We start from the raw sequence: 19,300 nt of genomic DNA, 5'->3' as shown, positions 1-19,300 counted from the left end.
AAGGTGCAAACGTTGAAACCGGAACTCCGCCAATCCCGACCCTCTCACTTCGTTTCATCGTCCTTCGTGCGAGCTTCCCCGGCACCGCGCAGAGGAATCTCAAAACTCTCCAGATACTCGCCGCCCGCAAACTTCACCTTGCGCAGCTCCAGCGTCGCATGGGCCAGCACCGGCGTGTCCAGATCATTCACGTCGTAGTACAAATACCCCGCCACCGTCTGATGAGGCTGCACCGTCGTCGTCTGAAAGCCAAAATCGTTATCGTCATCGGTGATCTTCTTGTCAACGTTCTGCTTGCCCACCGTAATCGGCACTGGAATCGGCAGCGGCAGCGGAATCTTCCTGCCCGTCGCCCCCTTCAGCGTAAACATCCGCCGCTGAATGTCCTCAGGTGTAGCCGCCGGAATATTGTCATTGTTCCCGGAGATGAAATGAATCCGCGCGTCGTCTAAAACCACCGGCTTGTCCGACTCATTCGTCACAATCACCCGGATCGGCATTAGCCCATGTCCGTAGTAATCGAGCCGCGTATTCGGCCGCGTCTCTTTCACATCGCCCGGTTCTGCAGCGATCGTCACATGCTCGTTTGCGTGATGATCGTGGAAGGCATACGTCTCCGCAGGCTGAGGCGGCACCGGCTTGCGCGCCTTTTCAGCCGAGCTCACTCCCACAGCAAACACGGCCATCAACAAACCAGCAGCAAGACGCGGCATCATGATTCCATTATCCTCTGAAGGACATCCTCTTGGCACAGCGGTGATGCCACCTGGATCACAGTGTTTTGAAGGGGCGGGACTTCAGTCCCGCCATCCAGAAGCAAAATCGATCGGGGCTTCAGCCCCTGAGGTAGGCAATCCTTTCGTGACGATGATGATCTATAGCACGGCCCTGGCCCTCGGCCTGCTACTCGCCTCGCCCTGGTGGCTGCTGCGCATGGCCACGACGGAGCGGTATCGCGAAGGACTTCGGCAACGCCTCGGCGGTGTCCCCGAACCCCTGCGAGCGATCATCCATGGTCGTCGTGTCATCTGGGTGCATGCCGTCAGTGTCGGCGAGGTCCTTGCCGCCTCCCGCCTCATCGCCGAGCTCGAAACCGCCCTCGGCGCCGACTTCGTTATTGTCATCTCCACCACCACCCGGACCGGCCAGGCTCTCGCTCGCGAACGCTTCGGAGCCGCCCGCGTCTTCTACATGCCGCTCGACTTCGCCTGGACCATCCGCCGCTACCTGCGCGCGCTGCGCCCGGCGACGCTTATTCTGATGGAAAGCGAACTCTGGCCGCGCCTGCTCCACGAATGCCGCCGCACCAATATCCCCACCGCCATCGTCAACGCCCGCCTCAGCGACCGCTCCTTCGCCCGGGGCATGAAGTTCCGCAGCCTTTGGAAGCACGCCATCCGCCTGCCCCGCCTCTGGCTGGCCCAGAGCGATGAAGACGCCGGCCGACTCGTCGCCTTGGGAGCAAGACCAACCGCAGTGATTGCCGCCGGCAATCTCAAGTACGACATCCGCGCTCCGAAACAAAGCCGAATCGCAGAACTCATCAAGCTAATGGCTGGGTCTAGACCGATCGTTATTGCAGGTAGCACCGTAGCAGTGGATTCCACCAACGAAGAAGAGAGCGTTCTGAGTGCTTGGCAGGAGTTGCCACAACGCGAAGCCGACGGAGTGCTACTGGTACTTGCACCACGCCATCCAGAACGCTTTACCCCTGTAGCCGCGTTAATTGACACGTTCTATGAACGCGGAAGTGAACTCGAATCCAGACTTGGCTTAAACGGATTCCCCGTTGAGGCCGACGTCATTCTCCTCGACACCATCGGCGACCTGGCCGCCGTCTACTCCATCGCCACCGTCGCCTTCGTCGGCGGCAGCCTCGTCCCCCGCGGAGGCCACAATCCCCTCGAGCCAGCCCAGTTCGGTGTGCCCGTCATCATGGGCCCGTCCTATGAAAACTTCCGCGACATCGTAGGGAAGATGATCGCCGCCGACGGCATCCGCATTGTTCAGGATGAGGCCGAGCTCAAAACCGCACTCGAATATCTCCTTACCCAGCCCGCCGAAGCCGCCGCTCTCGGCGCCCGCGGTCGTTCTGTCTTCGAGCAGCAGCAGGGAGCCACCGCCCGCACCCTCGCCGCTCTCCTCGGTCTTCTCTAGCCGCACCCGTCTAGCCCGATTCTTCGGCCCCGCAAACCATAAACTGCCTCCGTACTCGATAATGGTTTCAACGACACAAAGGAGCACAGAGCACTTGAGCGCACGCCGACCCTGGGCCTGGCCACTCGTCCCCCTCTACGCCACTATCATCGGGGCGAAGTCGTGGATGCGTCGCGTCGGTCTGCTCAGCACGAAGCGCCTTCGATGGCCCGTCATCAGCGTCGGAGCCATCTCCTCCGGCGGAGCAGGTAAAACTCCCGTCGTCATCGCGCTCGCCAAGCTCCTCAAAGACCGCGGCTGGGAGGTCAACGTGCTCACCCGCGGCTATCGTCGCCAAGGGACTGAAACCGAACGCGTCGACCCCAACCTCCCCGCCGCCGCCGCTCGCTACGGCGATGAGCCCGTCGTCATCGCCCGCGAAGCCGACGTCGCCGTCTGGGTCGGTACCAACCGCTATGATTGCGGGCAGATGGCCCAGGCCGGCGCTGCCACCGGCTGGCACGGCATCCACCTGCTCGACGACGGCTTCCAGCACCGCCAGCTCGCCCGCACCCTCGACCTCGTCCTCGTCACCAGCGACGACCTCAAAGACCACATGCTTCCCGCCGGTGATCTCCGCGAGGGCATCAAGGCGCTCTCCCGTGCCGACGCCGTCATCGTCCGCGAAGATGAGTTCGAGGTCGCCGGAAAGACCGTCTGGGAGCTCGTCTGGGCCGGAACCCCGGTCTGGACCGTACGCCGCAAGCTCGTCTTCCCCGCCCCGCTCAAGGCCCTCAGCGCAGGCCTGCGCCCCATTGCCTTCTGCGGCATCGCGCGCCCTGAAAGCTTCACCAACATGCTCGCCGACGGTGGCTGCGGCGTCATCGAAGCCGTCGCCTTCGACGACCATCACCCCTACACCTTCGAAGACATGGAGCTTCTGGTCGCGAAGGCCACCGAGCTGAAGGCCAGCGGCTTCGTCACCACCGACAAAGACGCCGTAAAGCTGGGCCAGGATATGCTCAACCGCCTCGTCAGCATCGGGCCGCTCATGGTCGTCACCCTCGAGGTCGAGTTCATCAACACCTACGAGGTCATGCGAGCCATCGAAGCTCGCATCACGTAGCGAAGCTTTGACCTGGTCCGCTTTGAAGGGTACGGGCTTCAGCCCGGACAGGAATGCCCTTGAATATCGCGAGCTTTAGCCCCGGAGGGAGCAGACGTTTGATCCTGAATGGACGTCTGGGAAATTCGAAATCTTTCTAGCGCGATGCTCGCCCTTCCTGCCATAAGGTCTGGAACCGAACAATTTCTCTCACCGTATGATCTTCCACAAGGAGTTCTCATGCTCATCCCTGCCCGGCGATGTATCGGTTGGCTCACGGCCCTTCTCCTTTCCACACCGCTCTTCTGCGCTCACGCACAGGCCCCGATCCTCGAAGAGCCCGGCTACACGCCCACGCTTACCTTTGACATCGCTGTCGTCCGGCTCGCCCCGCCGCCCGACGCCAACTTCCACGTCTCTGTATCCAGCCCACCGCGCTCCAGCCGCTTCGAAGCCACGAACCTCCCCATCAAGACGCTTCTTCAGATCGCCTACGGCTACGGTGCGCCGATCGTCGGCGCTCCGGACTGGACCGCCAACACCTTCTACAACATCCTCGCGCACTCGGACGAAGCCGCTGACGCGAAGCTCGCCAAACTCACCGATAACGAAGTCCGACTCGAAAAACGCAACGCCATCCGCGTTCTCTTGACCGAGCGCCTCGGTCTCAAAACCCACTTCGAAACACGCAACAGCGCCATTTACAACCTCGTCGTCGCCAAAGGCGGAGTAAAAATGCAGGCAGTTCCCCTGCCGCCCGATGGTGAGACCCCGACCACACCGCCACCCGCGAACACCGAGGCCCACGGGTCGCCCCATGGCCTCGAGCTCATCGGGTCGAATGCCCAGATACGCGCTATCGTTGCTCCCCTCAGCTCGATGGTGGAAGCTCCCGTCATCGATAAGACCGGCCTCACCGGCACCTACAACTACAAGCTTCAGTTCGGTCGCGAGTGGTCCGAGCGCGATCCCGATACCTGGCCCTCGATCTTTACCGCAGTGCAGGAACAGCTCGGCCTCAAGCTTGAATCTGTCCACGAACCCGTGCCGAACCTGGTGATCGACCAGATCACGAAGCCAACGGAAAACTGATACGCCTCCGGAACCGCAACCCCCTCTGCGAACCTACGGCTGCGATGCAAATCCCGAAGGCAGCGCCGCCTCCAACTCGATGGGCTCTCCCGTAATCGGATGGTGGAACTTCAAATACTGCGCGTGCAGCAGATAGCCTCCCTCCCCTGGCAGTCCCGGTAGATCTTCCAGCGGTAACCCTGTAGCCCCATACAGAGGATCGCCCACCAGCGGATGCCCAATCGACGCCAGATGAATCCTGATCTGATGCGGCCTCCCCGAATACAGACTCACCACAAACGTCGTCGTGCCCGCATCGCGCGAGACCACCTTCGCCACCGACTTCGAAGCCTTTCCCCTCACATGCGCCGCCCACACGGACCCAAGTCGCGGATGCGGCACTAGCCCGATCGGCGTCATGATCTCGTACTCGTCCCGCTCCGCAACCCCCTGCGCCAGCGCCCGATAGATCTTCTGCACTCTCGGCGTGTTCCAGCCCGTGACCAGCTTCGACGCCGCTTCCGCTGTCTTCGCAAAAAGCACGATGCCACTCGTCGCTCGGCCTAAACGATGAACTGGATTTGCGCTCGGGCTCTGTCTCTGCACTAGGCGCAGCAACGTGTTCTCCAAAAATCCCCCACCCGGTAGAGTCGGCAGCCCGCTGGGCTTGCTGACGGCTAACAGATGTGCGTCCTCAAACAGCACCTCAAACTGCTGAGGGACGTCTGGCTCCATCCACGGCGGCCGGTTCCAGACGAGGGCCTGCCCTGAACAAAGCGATTCGCCTCCTTGGGCAATCACACCATTCACCATGACTTCGCCATGGCTCAGATTGTGCTGCCACTCCTCCCTGCTGGAGTGCGGATACGCGCTCGCCAGGTGATCGAGTACGCTTCGCCCTTGATCTTTACGGCCGATGATCGTCGTGTAGGCATAACCCTGGTTGAGCATGTGCTTCGAGTCTATGCGATGGTCTATGCGGCAGAAGCTCTAGAGAATCGCTTCCCATAAACCAACATCTCAGGACGAATGAAAAGAGCGACTAGGGTGCATCCTCGACCGGGTTAACAGTGAATCCGGTCTGTCCCGAACTGAAGTAGCGTCCTCGCATCCAGAAGGCAACGTTGACCAATCCAATGAGGGCTGGCACCTCGATCAAAGGCCCGACGACGCCGACGAACGCCTCACCCGAGTTGAGGCCAAACACCGCCACGGCTACCGCAATCGCCAGCTCAAAGTTGTTTCCTGCTGCCGTAAAGGAGAGAGTTGCCGATTGTGCGTAGTTGGCACCGAGTTTCTTGCCCATCCAGAAGCTCACCAGGAACATGACGAGGAAGTACACCACCAGGGGGACCGCGATGCGAACCACGTCCAGTGGAAGCCTCACGATCAGGTCCCCCTTGAGTGAGAACATGACCAGGATTGTGAACAGCAAGGCGATTAGCGTGAACGGCCTGATGCGCGGCACGAACTCACCGCGGTACCACTGCTCACCCTTGGTGCGGACCAGGATGTAGCGGGTCAGGAACCCGGCCACGAAGGGAACTCCCAGGTAGAGTCCAACGCTTTTCGCGATACTGGCAATTCCAATTGGGACGACGCTTCCCTGAAGGCCAAACCACCTCGGCAATACCGTGAGGAACACCCAGGCATAAAGACTGTAGAACAAGACCTGAAAGACACTGTTGATGGCGACCAATCCGGCAACATAGTCCGTATCCCCTTCGGCCAACTCATTCCAGACCAGCACCATTGCGATACATCGGGCGATGCCGATCAGTATCAGCCCCCGCATGTAAGCCGGTTCGCCACGCAGGAAGACGATAGCCAGCAGAAACATCAGAACCGGGCCTATGAGCCAGTTCTGCACGAGAGAAAGTCCCAGAACACGTTTGTTGCGGAAGACCTCTCCCAGCTTTTCGTAACGTACTTTCGCGAGCGGCGGGAACATCATCACGATGAGTCCGATAGCGATAGGGATGTTGGTGGTGCCACTCTGGAATCGGTTCACCAGTCCAGCCGTTGCAGGGATGAAGTGCCCAACGGCCACGCCAACGGCCATGGCAAGGAATATCCAGAGCGTAAGAAAGCGATCCAGGAAGGAGAGCTTTTTGCGGGCCGCTGGCGCGCAGTTTCGTCCTTCGGTACTGAATGCGGTAGACATCAGCAGACCTCGCAGGAAGCAGCGACCGGCGCTGGTAAGGGAGCACCATCCAGCGAAGCGTATTTCGCGGATGCACAACAGGCTTTGGTCAGACGGACGCGGTCTGCCTGCATTTGCTTTTCTTTTCGGAGCCATTCCAATGTTTGCCGTAGAACCTGCGTTGCTCCGATATGCGGAGGCATCACGATGCGGTAGTGCATCCATTTGCCTTCCCTCCGCGCCTGCACAATCCCGGCGCTACGGAGATAAGCTAGATGCCTTGAAATCTTGGGCTGCGGGCCGCCCAGAATCTCCACGAAATAGCAGACGCAGACCTCTTGGTCGCCGATGAGGTTCAAGAGCCGAAGGCGGGTGTTGTCTCCCAATGCCTGAAAGAACCGCTCCACGTTGTATGTTCGCTTTCCAGCCATAACCTATGTATACGCGTTGACGTATACGAAAGCAACACATATAGTCGCTTTAGCGTATGTAAGGAGGCTTTATGTCGGAGCTGCTGCTGGAGTCTGTCAAATCGAAGTATGGTGCCGTTGCGGAGAGCACCCTTTCCACCGATCACGCGGGCGTCAAAGCCGTGGCGGAAGCGTTCGGCTACAGCCCTGAAGAACTGACTTCGATTCCCGCCGAGGCCAACATGGGGCTGTCCTGCGGCAACCCTACAGCTACGGCTAACCTTCGCCTGGGCGAGATTGTCATCGATCTTGGGTCCGGCGGCGGTCTCGACGTGTTCCTGTCTTCCAAGCAGGTCGGGCCGACCGGTAAGGCCATTGGCATCGACATGACCCCTTCCATGATCGAGCGGGCCAAAGCCAATGCCGAGAAGGGCGGCTACAGCAACGTGGAGTTCCACCTCGCTCAGATCGACAGCCTCCCGCTTCCCGATGAATCCGTGGATTGCGTGATCTCCAATTGCGTCATCAATCTCGCCCCGGACAAGCCCGCTGTGTTCCGCGAGATTGCCCGAGTTCTGAAGCCCGGTGGACGGCTCGCGGTGAGCGATATCGCGCTCAAGGCCGAGTTGCCCGAGGCGATTGCATCGAGCCTCGCCGCGTATGTCGGCTGCATCGCCGGAGCCGTGCGGATCGAGATATACCGGGAGGAGCTGCTGAAGGCCGGGTTCGAGTATGTGGAGATCCTCGATACTGGAGCGGACCTGAACGCCTACAAGAAGGTGGAGAATCAGGCCGGATGCTGCTCACCTGCAATGGACGAAGCCAGCCCATTTGCAGTCGTTCAGGAGGCTTGCTGCACACCAGCCACTTCCTCCCTGCATGAAGATCTGTCCTACTTGCTGGACACCTACGATGTAAATCAGGTAGCGGCCAGCGTGAAGGTGTTTGCCATCAAGCCGGGAGCGCGGTCCTGATGCAGACCTACATCTTCGCTTGCGTACACAATGCCGGACGTTCCCAAATGGCAGCGGCTTTCTTCAAACAGCTTGCCAACCCTCAGAAAGCGCAGGCTGTTTCGGCCGGAACTGAACCCGGCCCGCGTGTCCATCCTGTAGTTCTTGGAGTGATGCACGAGGTTGGGCTCGATCTCTCCCACGCCCAGCCACAGCTCCTCACGGAGGAGTTGTCACGAAACGCCACGCTCCTCGTGACAATGGGTTGCGGAGAGAAGTGCCCTTATGTTCCTGGACTTCGCCGTGATGACTGGCCGTTGCGTGATCCGAAAGAACTGCCCATTGAAGAAGTGCGAAAGGTGCGGGATGAGATAAAACAGCGCATCGAGGACCTCATCAGCCGGGAGCAGCTAAGTTGAAGCAGACATAGGTATCCATAAACACCCTTCGCATCAGTAAGCACACGCAAGGCAGGGTCACCCTATAGCCCCTGCACCATCCCCACCCACGCAGTACTCTATTCAGGATGTCCCGAATCCTCATCGTCCGCGTCGGCGCCATGGGAGACGTCCTGCACGCGCTCCCCGCAGTCGCCGCCCTGCGACGCGCCCGCCCCGACTGGCCCATCGACTGGGTCATCGACGAGCGCTGGCAGCCGCTCCTCACCGCGGACACCCCCGCCGAAGTCCGCACCTCCATCCCCGTCCCCATCAAGGCATGGAAGCAGCACCCATTCTCCCGAACCACACTTCAATCTTTGCTTAGCTTCAAACAAGTCCGCGGCCAGTACGATCTCGTCGTCGACATGCAAGGCACCCTGCGCTCCGCCGCCATCGGTCGCCTTGCCGGAGGTAAGCTTCTTACCGGCTACGCCGACCCGCGCGAGTCCTTCGCCGCGCAGTTCTATGCCACCAGGATCCAGCGCGAAGGCACGCACGTCGTTCAGCAAGGCGCAAACCTCCTCAGCGCGGCCTGCAACCTCGAACTCTCTCCCACAAATCCACAACTTCCCCACAGCGAGTTGGCGGACACCTGGGCCGCCGAACGTATCGCCAACCGCCGCGTCGCGATCCTCAGCCCCCGCGCCGGATGGGGTGCGAAGCAATGGCCTGCCTACCGCTTCGGCCATCTCGCTCAGCAGCTTCGCGCACGCGGCTACACCTGTCTGGTGAACGCCACCTCTCAGGACGACGCCACCGCCCACGCCGTCGTCGCCGCCAGCAACGGATCCGCCGAGACCGTCGTCTGCAATGTCGCCGGTCTCATCGCGCTCGTTCGCCTCTCCTCCCTGCTCGTCGGTGGAGATTCAGGCCCCACGCACCTCGCCGCCGCGCTCGGCATCCCCACCATCGCCCTCTTCGGCCCGACCAACCCCGCCCGCAACGGGCCTTGGGGTTCCGGCCCCATCGCCATCCTCCGCGACCCCGCCTCCCCCGACACCTACAAGCGCTCCAGCACCCTCGACCCTGGCCTCGCCAACATCACCGTCGACCAGGTCCTCACTGCTATTGACGGCCTGCACCCTACTCCCCACTGCCTACTCCCTAATCCCTGCTTCTGAGACAATACCCAGATGGGTTCCGCAGCAGGCACGGCCACGCAAGGCAAGACACGCTACCAGAAGATCGCTCGCCGTATCCGCGTGCCCCTTGGCTTCGTTGTCGCTGCCATCTTCCTCGTCTTTGCGCGACCCACCTGGCTCACCCTCGCCTGCAGCCTCGTCCCCGTTCTCCTCGGCCTCTGGCTCCGAGGCTATGCCGCTGGCTACGTCAAGAAGAACGCCGAGCTCACCCGCACCGGCCCCTACGCCTACACCCGCAATCCCCTCTATCTGGGCTCGGTACTCATCGCCGCAGGCTTCGCCGTCGCTGCCGGGCGCTGGTGGCTGGTCGTCCTGCTGGTCGCCATGTTCCTGGCCATCTATATTCCCACCATCCTCTCCGAAGAAACATTCCTTCGCTCCGCCTTCCCCGGCTTCGATGCCTACGCCGCCAAGGTCCCTCGCCTGCTCCCGCGCTTCACTCCAGCCCGTTTCCCGGACGTCGACCCCTCCGGTGGCCGATTCCAATCAACGCAATACAAGCATCACCGCGAGTACAATGCTGCTATGGGCGCTGCCGCCATCTACGCTGCGCTTTTGCTTCGCATGCTGTTCTTTCCGCACCTCTAAGTGCCTTTAAATCTGCAACCTATCGCCAGAAACGCAGTTCTCGGCGGCAAATCGGCAGGCTGATACGTCCAAATCTTAGCAACCCTATCGCAGAGCAGCTTCCACTGCTCCGCCGTCGCCACGGGAGATGTCTTTTGAAGGCTGGGATCCACTCAAGTAAATTAGCCTTCGCTCTCGCCGCGCTTGCACTCACGGCTGCCCCTGTCTGCGCCCAGCTGCTGCGCAACCCCCTCGCCGCCAAACCCGCCGCCCCGCCGCGACCCATCCCGCAGCTGCAGCCACCCATGGCAGGCTTCGACTTCCCCCAGCACCAGACCCTCACCTATACCGTCGATTGGCGCGTCTTCCAGGGCGGTCTCGCGGTCTTCCATCTCGATCAGGCCAACGGCATCCTCAAGATCTCCGCCACCGCCGACACCATCGGCGCCGTCAACATGCTCTTCCCTATCGTCGACCGCTTCCAGTCCGGTATCGACGTCAAGACCGGCTGCTCCACCGGCTTCAACAAGCAGATCCAGGAAGGCCGCCGCAAGATCGCCTCCGAGCTCGCCTTCGACTACGCCCGCGGCAAGCAGAACGAGTACGCCCGCAACCTCGTCAAAGGCACCGCCACCCGCAAAGAGGCCAACATTCCGGCCTGCGTCTCCGATTCCCTCTCCGCACTGTTCTACACCCAGGCCGAGCCCATCACCGTCGGCCAGACCTTCTACTTCCCCCTCGCCGACTCCATGCGCACCGTCACCGTCGGCATGAAAGCCGAATCCCGCGAAGAGATCAAGACACCCGCTGGCACCTTTCAGACCATCAAAGTACAAGCCACCGCCGACGAAGGCGTGGTGAAGAACCGCGGCAGCATCTGGATCTGGTACACCGACGACGCCCGCCACCTGCCCGTTCAAATGCAGGCAAGGGCCTTCTTCTGGGGCACCATCACCTTCCACTTGCAATCGATCGACTTCAAATAAGTACCAGGAAGAGGCACCATGCCCGACGCTAGCCCGATCGAACTGAAACATGTCACCATCGCTACCTTCCCCGAGCCGATGGAGGCCAACATGGCCCGCAGCGCTCTGGAATCCGCCGGAATCGAATGCTGGATCAACGGAGAGACCGCCAATTCAATGGTTCCCGTCGCCTTCACCGCACAGCTGCAGGTCTCCGTCAGCGATGAAGCCGCAGCCCGTGAAATCCTGCAGGAGATGGAAGACTCCCCCGAATCCCTGGAGAGCGTCACTGAAGCTGAAATCGCAGCCCAAACCAAACCTCAATAGCCCCGATCCCCCGCCATCGCAACAATCCAGCCGCCTCGGAGTTGATACAGGCAGTTGATTGCATGTAACTTTGACCTTGCTGAAGCGATGGAGCTCGATCTCCGCCAGGACTTGAAAGGAAGAATACGATGTTGAAGCGCACACTTACCGCAGCGGTCGCCATGCTGGCGATCGTCTTCACTGCCCCGGTCAAGGCCCAGGGTCCCGCCCCGGCCAGCGTCCACGGCCACGTCAACGATGCCGCTGGTGCCGTCCTCGCCGGCGTCCAGGTCAAGTTCACTACCGATAAGACCTCCGAAGCCAAGGACCGCAAGTTCCCCATCTCCGTCGATACCGACAGCAATGGTGATTACAAAGCCTCCGTTCCTCCGGGCGACTACCTCATCGTCGTCTTCAAGGGCACTGTCCAGGCTGACTATCAGACCGTCACCCTCAAGGCTGGCGACGACAAGACCATCAACTTCGACATGACCCGCGAAGAGTACATGAAGTCACTCACGCCCGAGCAGCGTCAGCAGATCGAGGACTTCAAGAAGAAGAACGCCGCCGCAAGCTCTGCGAACGCCGTCATCGGCAAGCTCAACGCAACCCTGAAGCAGGTCCGCGCCGACCTCGCAGCTGCCGCGCCCACCAAGGGCGATGTCAGCTCCGACATCACGCAGATGAAGCAGGCCGTCGACGCCAAGCCCGACACTGGCCTCCTCTGGGTCACCTACGGCGACACGCTGCTCGCACAGGGCGACCACCTCGCTGCAGCCGATAAGGCCGCTGGCAAGCCGTCGCTCACCGACGAGGAAGTCGTCAAGGAGTACACCGACTCCGCTGCAGCCTACAAGAAGGCCATCGAGCTTGACTCGGCAGCCTCCAAGCCGAACACCGCCGAGATCGCAGCCGCCAACAACCAGATGGGCACCGCTCTCGCTCGGAGTGGCAAGATCGACGACGCCACCGCAGCCTTCGAAGGTGCAGCCAAGGCTGACCCGACCAAGGCTGGCATGTACTACAAGAACGAAGCCGTCGTCGCCTTCAACAGCAACCAGAACGATGCTGCTCTGGCCGCAGCCGACAAGGCCATCGCTGCTGACCCCAATGGTCCCGACCCTTACTGGATCAAGGGCCAGGTGCTGATCGCCAAGTCCACCTTCGACCAGAAGACACAGAAGCTCACCGCGCCTCCGGGATGCGTCGAGGCCTACCAGAAGTTCCTCGAGCTGGCACCGAATGACCCCAAGGCTCCGGGTGTAAAGGAAGTCCTCACCAGCCTCGGCGAAAAGATCGACACCAAGTTCAAGGCCGGCAAGAAGTAGCCTGAACTCCAACCAACACCCCAAGGGGCATGGCCACAAGCCATGCCCCTTCCGCTTTCCCCCGCTCCACAAACTGTCCCCAAAAGCGCCGCCCGCCATCAAAAAAACTTATCCCCCAAGCGCAGCGGTGATCCCCAAGAACCTCTCACCCAAGCGCAGCGCCAAATTACAAAAACCTTTCACCCCAAGCGAAGCGGCAAATTACAAAAACCTGTCATCCTGAGCGAAGCGCAGCGTAGCCGAAGGACCCCGACGCTCTCGCCTCACCCCATCCGCGCGCCCCTTCCCCTCCCACAACCGACTCCGCCTCTTCGCGACAGCTTGACCATAGCTAAAGTCGGATGATGATCCCCCCGTCCTCCGCCACAGAACCCATCCTCACCCAACCACCAGATCCCTGAGACTCATTGCCTCTCATACACTGAAACAAGGGGCCGTCGCCCCGGAGCGAACCATGCCCAACCAAGTCTTCCCCTTCGCTGAAGCCCTCGCCACCGTTCTCACCCACGCGGCCTCCCTGCCCCGGCCCGCGACCGAACAAGTCCCTCTCGACGAAGCCACGAACCGCATCCTCGCCACCCCCATCGTCGCCCCGCGCGACCAGCCGCCCTTCGACCGCTCCACCCGCGACGGCTTCGCGATCCGCGCCGCCGACATCGCCACCCCTCTCAAGGTCATCGGCCAGCTCCGCGCCGGAGAGACCTGGCAGCACCCACCTCTCGCCGCGAACCAAGCCATCGAGATCATGACCGGCGCTCCCGTCCCCACAGGCGCCGACGCCGTCATCATGGTCGAGCACACCTCTCTCACCGGCGACACTCTCCACATCGATCCATCCCGCACCCTGCGCTCCGGTGACAACATCGTCCCGCGTGGAGCCGAGGCACGTACCGGCAACACCGTCCTCCCCACCGGCCGCTCCCTGCAAGCCGCCGAGATCGCCGTCGCCGCCAGCTGCGGGTGCTCCACCATTGCCGTCTTCCAGCAGCCCACCGTCGCCATCCTCGCCACTGGAGACGAGCTCGTCGAACTGGGAAGTACGCCGTTAGCGGCAGCGTTGAAGGGGCGGGGCTTCAGCCCCGCCATCCATACGCCTCCAGAAGAAGGGGCTTCAGCCCCTGAAGGTACTGCGCTCAACGAAGCCGAAATCTACAACTCCAACAGCTACGCCCTCGCCTCCCTCGTCCGCTCCACCGGCGGCCTGCCCACGCGCCTCCCCATCGCCCGCGACAACCGCGCCGATCTCGACGCCCGCCTCGCCTCCGCCATGGATCACGACCTCCTCCTGCTCTCCGGCGGCGTCTCCATGGGCAAGTTCGACCTCGTCGAAGAGGCCCTCGCCGCCCGCGGTGCCGAGTTCTTTTTTACCGGCGCTGCCATCCAGCCCGGCAAGCCCATCGTCTTCGGCAAGCTCCCCGCCACTGAGACGCACGAAGGCCCCTACTTCTTCGGCCTTCCCGGCAACCCCGTCTCCACCCAGGTCTGCTTCCACCTCTTCGTCGCGCCGCTCCTTCGCGCCCTCGCCGGAGGCTCCCATCTCGCGCCCACCTTCGTCGAGGCCCGCCTAGAACACGACATCCCTTCCGGCCCCAAAGTCCTCCGCTTCCTTCCCGCCGAACTCACCGGCACCCACGAATCCGTCACCACCCGCCTCGTAGGCTGGCAAGGCTCCGGAGACCTCTCCGCCAACGCCCGCGGCAACTGCTACTGCGTCCTCCCCATAGGCCAGGACCTCAAAGCAGGCGACCCCGTCCGCGTCCTCCTCCGTTGAACAGTCCGACTCTCCGTCATCCTAAGCGCAGCCCGCAGCTACAAAACCTGCTACTCTGAGCGCAGCCCGTAGCTACAAAAATCTGTCATCCTGAGCGAAGCGCACAACAGGAATTCTGTCATCCTGAGCGAAGCGCAGCGGAGCCGAAGGACCCCGACGCTCCCGTTTCACCTCATCCGCCCACCGCTTTCCCACCACCCAACCGGGCGCGCACCCCTTTTCTTTGTCACTCCGCACTTCTTGTTGTCCTTCCGTAGCGCAGCTCTTTGTCATTCCGTAGCGCAGCTCTTTGTCATCCCGTAGCGCAGCGGAAGAATCTGCATTTCCCGTAGCGATGTGCGAAGCACGAGCTTACCCCCTTTCCAGTTCCCACCCACTCTCTACTCCCTACTCCCTGTACCCTATCCCTATGCGCCTCTCCCTCAAGTTCATCGGCGGAGTTCTCGTAGGCTTCGGCCTCGCGACCCTGGCCTTCGGCATCTGGGTCTGGACATGGATGCGCCACATGTACGTCATCGGCACCTCCAGCTGGCCAGCCCTCATCGTGATGCTGCTGTTGCCCATCTTTCTCATCATCCTCGGCATAGCTCTCGCCGCCGCAGGCCGCCAGCACAAGGACAAGGCATGACCGATCAACCCACCAAGCTCTCCCACTTCGACGCCTCCGGCCAAGCCCACATGGTCGACGTCTCCGCCAAGGCTGAAACTTGCCGCGAAGCCGTAGCCTCCGCCTTCGTCGAACTCAACGAAGCCGTCCTCGCCGCCCTGCCCCAGAACCCCAAAGGCAATCCGCTCGAGGTCGCCCGCTTCGCCGGCATCCAGGCCGCCAAGCGCACCTCCGAGCTCATCCCCATGTGCCACCCGCTCGCTCTCAGCTTCGTCGACGTGCAGGCCACCATCGTCCCTGGCGGAGTCGACATCCGCGCCACCGCCGCCACCGTCGCCGGAACCGGCGTCGAGATGGAAGCCATGACCGCCGCCTCCATCGCCGCCCTCACCGTCTATGACATGACGAAAGCCCTCGACAAAGGCATCCGCATCCGCGAGATCGTCCTTGAAAGTAAAACCGGCGGCAAGTCCGGCCCTTACCATAGACCTGTCAAGCCCTGAATCTCCTAAACCCCTCATTCCATGCGAAATAGAGTTGGATGTTTACCCTTATCAACCTGATAAAATTGAAATAGAGAAACAAAAGAGACCGGCTGCCAGGAGGACATCCCCTTCCGCCAGCCGGTCTGCTGTTTAGAGCCAGTACTTTCAGACTTCACATCACCAAGAGTCAGACCTAACCCACGACCGCTCAATACTTTGACTACTTAAATATGGGGGAGGGGTCCTAGACTGCTACCGCCAGCGTCACCGCAAAGCTCTTCGTCGGCGACAAAAACGTCCTGCTGGCACTGAAGTCAGCGCTCCCCAGCAGCTGCTGCAAAGACGCCTCCGTGAATTTGTGGCTGTTCTCCGTATGAATCGTCTCGCCTGCAGCAAAGGAAATCGTCTCTCCCGCAATGTGAACCGTCTGCGCAATCAGGCTTTCCAGATGCATCTCAATGCGGCTGCAGCCTTGATTCCAGCGCGCGCGATGAGCAAACGCAGCCACATCAAAGTCAGCACCCAACTCGCAGTTCAACCGAGCCAGCACATTCAGGTTGAACGCCGCAGTCACACCAGCCGCATCGTCATAAGCTGCCAACAGCGTATCCACAGACTTCTCCACACTCGGCGAAAGGTCAGTTCCTAACAGCAGCGCATCGCCTACCTGCAAATGCTGGCGCAGGTTCGACAGAATCTGCACAGCTTCGCTCGGCGAGAAATTCCCAATGCTCGACCCGATATACAGCGCCAGCACCTTCTGTCCCTTCGGCCGCGCAATGTCATAACGTTCAGTGATGTAGTTCGCAACCTGCGGCTCTACCTTCACACCCGGAATCCGCTCAGCGATCGAAGCTGCCGCCTCATCCAACGCACTCGGGCTGATGTCGATCGGCTGATACAGCACCTCATCCTGAAACTTCGTGGCCGCCCGCAGCAGCACGCCTGTCTTCGCGGCTGAGCCCGCACCGAGTTCCGCGAGCGTCACATCCGCACCGAGCGCGGTCACTATCTCATCGGCGTGCGTGACAAACACCTCGCGCTCCGTACGCGTCAGGTAATACTCAGGCAGCGCCGTAATCTGCTCGAACAGCAGCGATCCAGCCTCGTCATAGAACAGCCACGGCGGAAGCGACTTCTGCCCGCGCGCGGTCAATCCAGTCAGAGCAGCGTTCAGCACAGCTTCATTTTGAAGGGAGATATCAGCAGCAGCCACAGAGTCCTCGAGCGGGTTTAGAGTCAACTTTCGTCAGCAAAAGACGCAAACTCAACGTTGGATGCTAACTTGCGCCGTCCCGCGCCAAACGAAGTCCCGAGAACTGCCACCGCGTAGCCGGGGTGAAGAAGTTTCTGTAAGTGGCGCGAATATGGGTCTGTGGCGTGACACACGATCCGCCCCGCAACACCATTTGCGAGCTCATGAACTTGCCGTTGTACTCTCCCAGCGCTCCAGGCAGCGGCTTATATCCGGGATAACCCGTATAAGGCGACTGCGTCCACTCCCACACATCACCGAACATCTGCTGTGGGCCCGGACCGTTCGCAGCAGGTCGTGGATGCAGCGCATTGGACTCCAGCAGATTGCCCTGGATCGGCATCTGCGCCGCGACGAACTCCCATTCGAACTCCGTAGGCAGACGATGACCGGACCAGCGAGCATAAGCGTCCGCCTCAAAGAAGCTGAGATGACAGACAGGCGTCTCCGAAAGCTCGCCCAGCGAACGCCATCCATGGAGCGTGTAGATCGACCAGCCGGACTTCGTTGCCGCATCACGGCGCCAGTAGAGCGGCGCCTGCCAGCCTTCGGCATGCAGCGTGGACCAGCCTTCGCTGAGCCAGACCTCGGGACGCGAATAGCCGCCTTCTTCGATAAAGGTGAGGTACTCCGCGCAGGTGACTGCCCGCGACGCCAGCCGGAAAGGAGCCACATAGACCGGATGGCGCGGCGTCTCGTTATCAAAAGCAAAGCTGTCGACCGCACGCGGATTGGGCGAGATGCCCACCTCGACAATGCCAGGACGCACCGGATAACCAGGCGAATACGGCAGCCACTCGACCGGCGGAGCGATCATCGAACTCGGCCCGTCTTTGGCATCGATGTACGCTGGCTGCAACGGATTAGTGAAGAAGGCGTGCTTGATATCAGTAGCGGCGAGCTCGAGATGCTGCTGCTCGTGTTCCAGTCCCAGCGCGACGCGACGCAGGATTTCATCCTCGGGCGTCTGCTGCAGAAGGCGTTCGATGCCTGCCTCCACATGCGCGCGGTAGGCGAGAATGCGGTCCAGCGGCGGTCGCGAGAAGCTGGCACGAAGCTTCTTCTCCGGCATCTCGCCCAGCGAGTTGTAGTAGCTGTTGAAGAGCCAGCGGAAGTCGGGATCGAACGCCTGGTAGCCGGCGACGAACTCAGCCAGAAGGAAGGTCTCAAAGAACCACGATGTGTGTGCGAGGTGCCACTTGACGGGCGAGGCTTCGGCGCAGGACTGCACCATCATGTCTTCCGGCGAAAGCGGGCCACAGAAGCGGGTGGTCGCGGCGCGGACGGCCCGAAAGCGTTCGAGCAGCGAGATCGCGGCGGACTGCTGGGTGAGCATAGAGGGAGCTCCAATCTCAGGTTAGATGCCGTTGCGAAGAGAAGTTGTTGCCAGAAGCAGCCTGCCGAAAGCTGGGCCCTGAGTAGAGACCCGGCAGCCGTGCAGGCCGGATCAGAGATGGGGAATGCGCGCAGCCGATCGCGAAGTTCGGTGAACTCGATCAACAGATAATACGCGCTCGGACGCCCTGGGGATTCAATTTTTGCGTGGAGCGTCCGCCGTTGGAAAGGCATGGAACGGCGGCAAGCCAGAAGGCTGCAGTAGGAGAGGTGCAAATATTTGATCGCTGCGTGCGTCTTCAGAGGCGGAAACACGTCTCTGTATGCAGGTCACAGACGAGGTTCGACGCGGGCGCTGACGTGACCTGCAAGGAGTGGTATTCAATGCTGCGTAAAGCCCTGGTGTGTGGATTGTCTTTAGTCTTGGTAACTCCGCTGGGTCGCGCTCTGGCCCAGGACACCGCTTCGTCCGATGGGGCAGGGGCGCCAAGACAGCGCGGCCAGTTCGGGGGCGGACAGTTTGCCGGCATGCAACGTGCAGGTGGCGAAGTGACGGCAGTCTCCGGCGCGACGATCACGATCAAAACCGAGACCGGTGGAACGATGCAGATCGTCACCACCGACAATACCCGCATCATGAAGGGCCGCCCTAACGAAGGCGGCGGCGTCATCAAAGTTGGCGATCTGAAGGTTGGCGATGGCGTCATGGCCATGGGCAATCTCGATGCGCCGAACAAGACGATCCATGCGGCCATGGTGATGGCGACGGACGCGGCACAACTGAAGGCACTGAAGGACAACCTCGGCAAAACCTACATCGCAGGTAAGGTCACAGGCATAGACATGGACGACGCCAAGCTCACGGTGCTGCGGTCGGACGGCGTCTCCCAGACGATCGGCCTGGACGAAGCGACCTCCTTCCGTCGGGGTCGCGTAGCAGCAGGAGAGTTTGGCGGCGCGGGAATGGGTGGTGGCCGACAGCGCGGCGGTGACAACGCCGGTCAGCCGACACCGACAGCTGAAAGCATCACGCTCGCCGACATCAAAGTAGGCGACAACATCGGCGGCAAAGGCTCGCTGAAGGCCGGCGTCTTCGTGCCGACCGAGGTCGTCGTGGCTACACCCGGACAGCGCAGGTCCCGCAATGCTGGCTCTGAAGCGCTTGCTGCGCCGCAGCAGTAGAAGCTGAAACTCGATCCGCAACCGCTGTAACTGAGCTTCGAGCGACACGACGCGAACTACAAATTTGTTTGGTAAGGGATGGGACCGCTGCAACTCAGC

Annotated in this window: 20 protein-coding genes; 14 read left to right on the top strand and 6 right to left on the bottom strand. The window is 61.2% G+C overall.

Going from position 1 to position 19,300, the window contains the following annotated elements; genetic code table 11:
• Positions 1 to 44 precede the first annotated feature (44 nt).
• Complete coding sequence (locus OHL14_RS03485) at positions 45 to 716, bottom strand: hypothetical protein (protein WP_263377927.1); 672 nt, start codon at positions 714 to 716, stop codon at positions 45 to 47.
• Positions 717 to 867: 151 nt separating this feature from the next.
• Between OHL14_RS03485 and OHL14_RS03480 the strand changes: the two genes are divergently transcribed.
• From OHL14_RS03480 to OHL14_RS03470, 3 genes are all read left to right on the top strand, one after another.
• The gene (locus OHL14_RS03480; RefSeq protein WP_263377926.1) at positions 868 to 2,157 is read left to right on the top strand and encodes a 3-deoxy-D-manno-octulosonic acid transferase; all 1,290 of its coding nucleotides are present in this window, start codon (positions 868 to 870) and stop codon (positions 2,155 to 2,157) included.
• A gap of 94 nt (positions 2,158 to 2,251) precedes the next feature.
• On the top strand, positions 2,252 to 3,262 hold the full coding sequence (gene lpxK / locus OHL14_RS03475; protein ID WP_263377925.1) for a tetraacyldisaccharide 4'-kinase: 1,011 nt from the start codon (positions 2,252 to 2,254) through the stop codon (positions 3,260 to 3,262).
• A gap of 219 nt (positions 3,263 to 3,481) precedes the next feature.
• Positions 3,482 to 4,333: a TIGR03435 family protein gene (locus tag OHL14_RS03470; protein ID WP_263377924.1), complete on the top strand. Its 852-nt coding sequence runs from the start codon at positions 3,482 to 3,484 to the stop codon at positions 4,331 to 4,333.
• A gap of 33 nt (positions 4,334 to 4,366) precedes the next feature.
• On the opposite strand, the gene OHL14_RS03465 is transcribed toward OHL14_RS03470, so the two are convergent.
• The 3 genes from OHL14_RS03465 to OHL14_RS03455 form a co-directional block, all read right to left on the bottom strand.
• The gene (locus OHL14_RS03465; protein ID WP_263377923.1) at positions 4,367 to 5,263 is read right to left on the bottom strand and encodes an RluA family pseudouridine synthase; all 897 of its coding nucleotides are present in this window, start codon (positions 5,261 to 5,263) and stop codon (positions 4,367 to 4,369) included.
• Positions 5,264 to 5,354: 91 nt separating this feature from the next.
• Complete coding sequence (arsB, locus tag OHL14_RS03460) at positions 5,355 to 6,476, bottom strand: ACR3 family arsenite efflux transporter (protein WP_263377922.1); 1,122 nt, start codon at positions 6,474 to 6,476, stop codon at positions 5,355 to 5,357.
• Complete coding sequence (locus OHL14_RS03455) at positions 6,476 to 6,886, bottom strand: ArsR/SmtB family transcription factor (protein WP_263377921.1); 411 nt, start codon at positions 6,884 to 6,886, stop codon at positions 6,476 to 6,478. Before OHL14_RS03455 ends, arsB begins: the two co-directional genes overlap by 1 nt.
• Positions 6,887 to 6,957: 71 nt before the next feature.
• Between OHL14_RS03455 and arsM the strand changes: the two genes are divergently transcribed.
• The 10 genes from arsM to moaC all read left to right on the top strand — a co-directional run bounded on the left by arsM (position 6,958) and on the right by moaC (position 15,447).
• Positions 6,958 to 7,839, top strand: a complete 882-nt coding sequence (arsM, locus tag OHL14_RS03450) for an arsenite methyltransferase (RefSeq protein WP_263377920.1) — start codon at positions 6,958 to 6,960, stop codon at positions 7,837 to 7,839.
• Positions 7,839 to 8,237, top strand: a complete 399-nt coding sequence (locus OHL14_RS03445; RefSeq protein ID WP_263377919.1) for an arsenate reductase ArsC — start codon at positions 7,839 to 7,841, stop codon at positions 8,235 to 8,237. The genes arsM and OHL14_RS03445 overlap by 1 nt, the downstream gene beginning before the upstream one ends.
• A 107-nt stretch (positions 8,238 to 8,344) precedes the next feature.
• The gene (locus OHL14_RS03440) at positions 8,345 to 9,379 is read left to right on the top strand and encodes a glycosyltransferase family 9 protein (RefSeq protein ID WP_263377917.1); all 1,035 of its coding nucleotides are present in this window, start codon (positions 8,345 to 8,347) and stop codon (positions 9,377 to 9,379) included.
• Positions 9,380 to 9,391: 12 nt separating this feature from the next.
• On the top strand, positions 9,392 to 9,988 hold the full coding sequence (locus OHL14_RS03435; protein ID WP_263377916.1) for a methyltransferase family protein: 597 nt from the start codon (positions 9,392 to 9,394) through the stop codon (positions 9,986 to 9,988).
• Positions 9,989 to 10,122: 134 nt separating this feature from the next.
• A complete protein-coding gene (locus OHL14_RS03430) occupies positions 10,123 to 10,953 on the top strand; it encodes a DUF3108 domain-containing protein (protein WP_263377915.1) in 831 nt (276 codons plus the stop codon).
• 18 nt (positions 10,954 to 10,971) lie between these two features.
• Positions 10,972 to 11,259 carry a DUF2007 domain-containing protein gene (locus OHL14_RS03425; protein WP_263377914.1) on the top strand — a complete coding sequence of 96 codons (288 nt, stop codon included), beginning with the start codon at positions 10,972 to 10,974 and terminating at the stop codon, positions 11,257 to 11,259.
• A gap of 128 nt (positions 11,260 to 11,387) precedes the next feature.
• Positions 11,388 to 12,566 carry a carboxypeptidase regulatory-like domain-containing protein gene (locus tag OHL14_RS03420; RefSeq protein WP_263377913.1) on the top strand — a complete coding sequence of 393 codons (1,179 nt, stop codon included), beginning with the start codon at positions 11,388 to 11,390 and terminating at the stop codon, positions 12,564 to 12,566.
• A 454-nt stretch (positions 12,567 to 13,020) separates the two neighbouring features.
• Positions 13,021 to 14,337 (top strand): molybdopterin molybdotransferase MoeA, encoded by a 1,317-nt coding sequence (locus OHL14_RS03415; protein WP_263377912.1) that lies wholly within the window; start codon positions 13,021 to 13,023, stop codon positions 14,335 to 14,337.
• Positions 14,338 to 14,746: 409 nt separating this feature from the next.
• The gene (locus OHL14_RS03410; protein WP_263377911.1) at positions 14,747 to 14,965 is read left to right on the top strand and encodes a hypothetical protein; all 219 of its coding nucleotides are present in this window, start codon (positions 14,747 to 14,749) and stop codon (positions 14,963 to 14,965) included.
• Positions 14,962 to 15,447: a cyclic pyranopterin monophosphate synthase MoaC gene (gene moaC, locus OHL14_RS03405; RefSeq protein ID WP_263377910.1), complete on the top strand. Its 486-nt coding sequence runs from the start codon at positions 14,962 to 14,964 to the stop codon at positions 15,445 to 15,447. Before OHL14_RS03410 ends, moaC begins: the two co-directional genes overlap by 4 nt.
• A gap of 226 nt (positions 15,448 to 15,673) precedes the next feature.
• Here moaC and egtD read toward each other — a convergent pair whose 3' ends face one another.
• Both egtD and egtB read right to left on the bottom strand, forming a co-directional pair.
• Positions 15,674 to 16,645, bottom strand: a complete 972-nt coding sequence (gene egtD / locus OHL14_RS03400; protein WP_263377909.1) for an L-histidine N(alpha)-methyltransferase — start codon at positions 16,643 to 16,645, stop codon at positions 15,674 to 15,676.
• A 64-nt stretch (positions 16,646 to 16,709) separates the two neighbouring features.
• Positions 16,710 to 18,020 (bottom strand): ergothioneine biosynthesis protein EgtB, encoded by a 1,311-nt coding sequence (gene egtB, locus OHL14_RS03395; protein WP_263377908.1) that lies wholly within the window; start codon positions 18,018 to 18,020, stop codon positions 16,710 to 16,712.
• Positions 18,021 to 18,403: 383 nt separating this feature from the next.
• On the opposite strand from egtB, the gene OHL14_RS03390 reads away from it, so the two are divergent.
• On the top strand, positions 18,404 to 19,201 hold the full coding sequence (locus tag OHL14_RS03390; protein WP_263377907.1) for a hypothetical protein: 798 nt from the start codon (positions 18,404 to 18,406) through the stop codon (positions 19,199 to 19,201).
• The last annotated feature ends 99 nt before the right edge of the window (positions 19,202 to 19,300 follow it).

The sequence above is a fragment of the Granulicella paludicola genome (assembly GCF_025685545.1).
GTDB lineage: Bacteria > Acidobacteriota > Terriglobia > Terriglobales > Acidobacteriaceae > Granulicella > Granulicella paludicola.
This window is presented reverse-complemented; position numbering and strand designations above follow the sequence as displayed.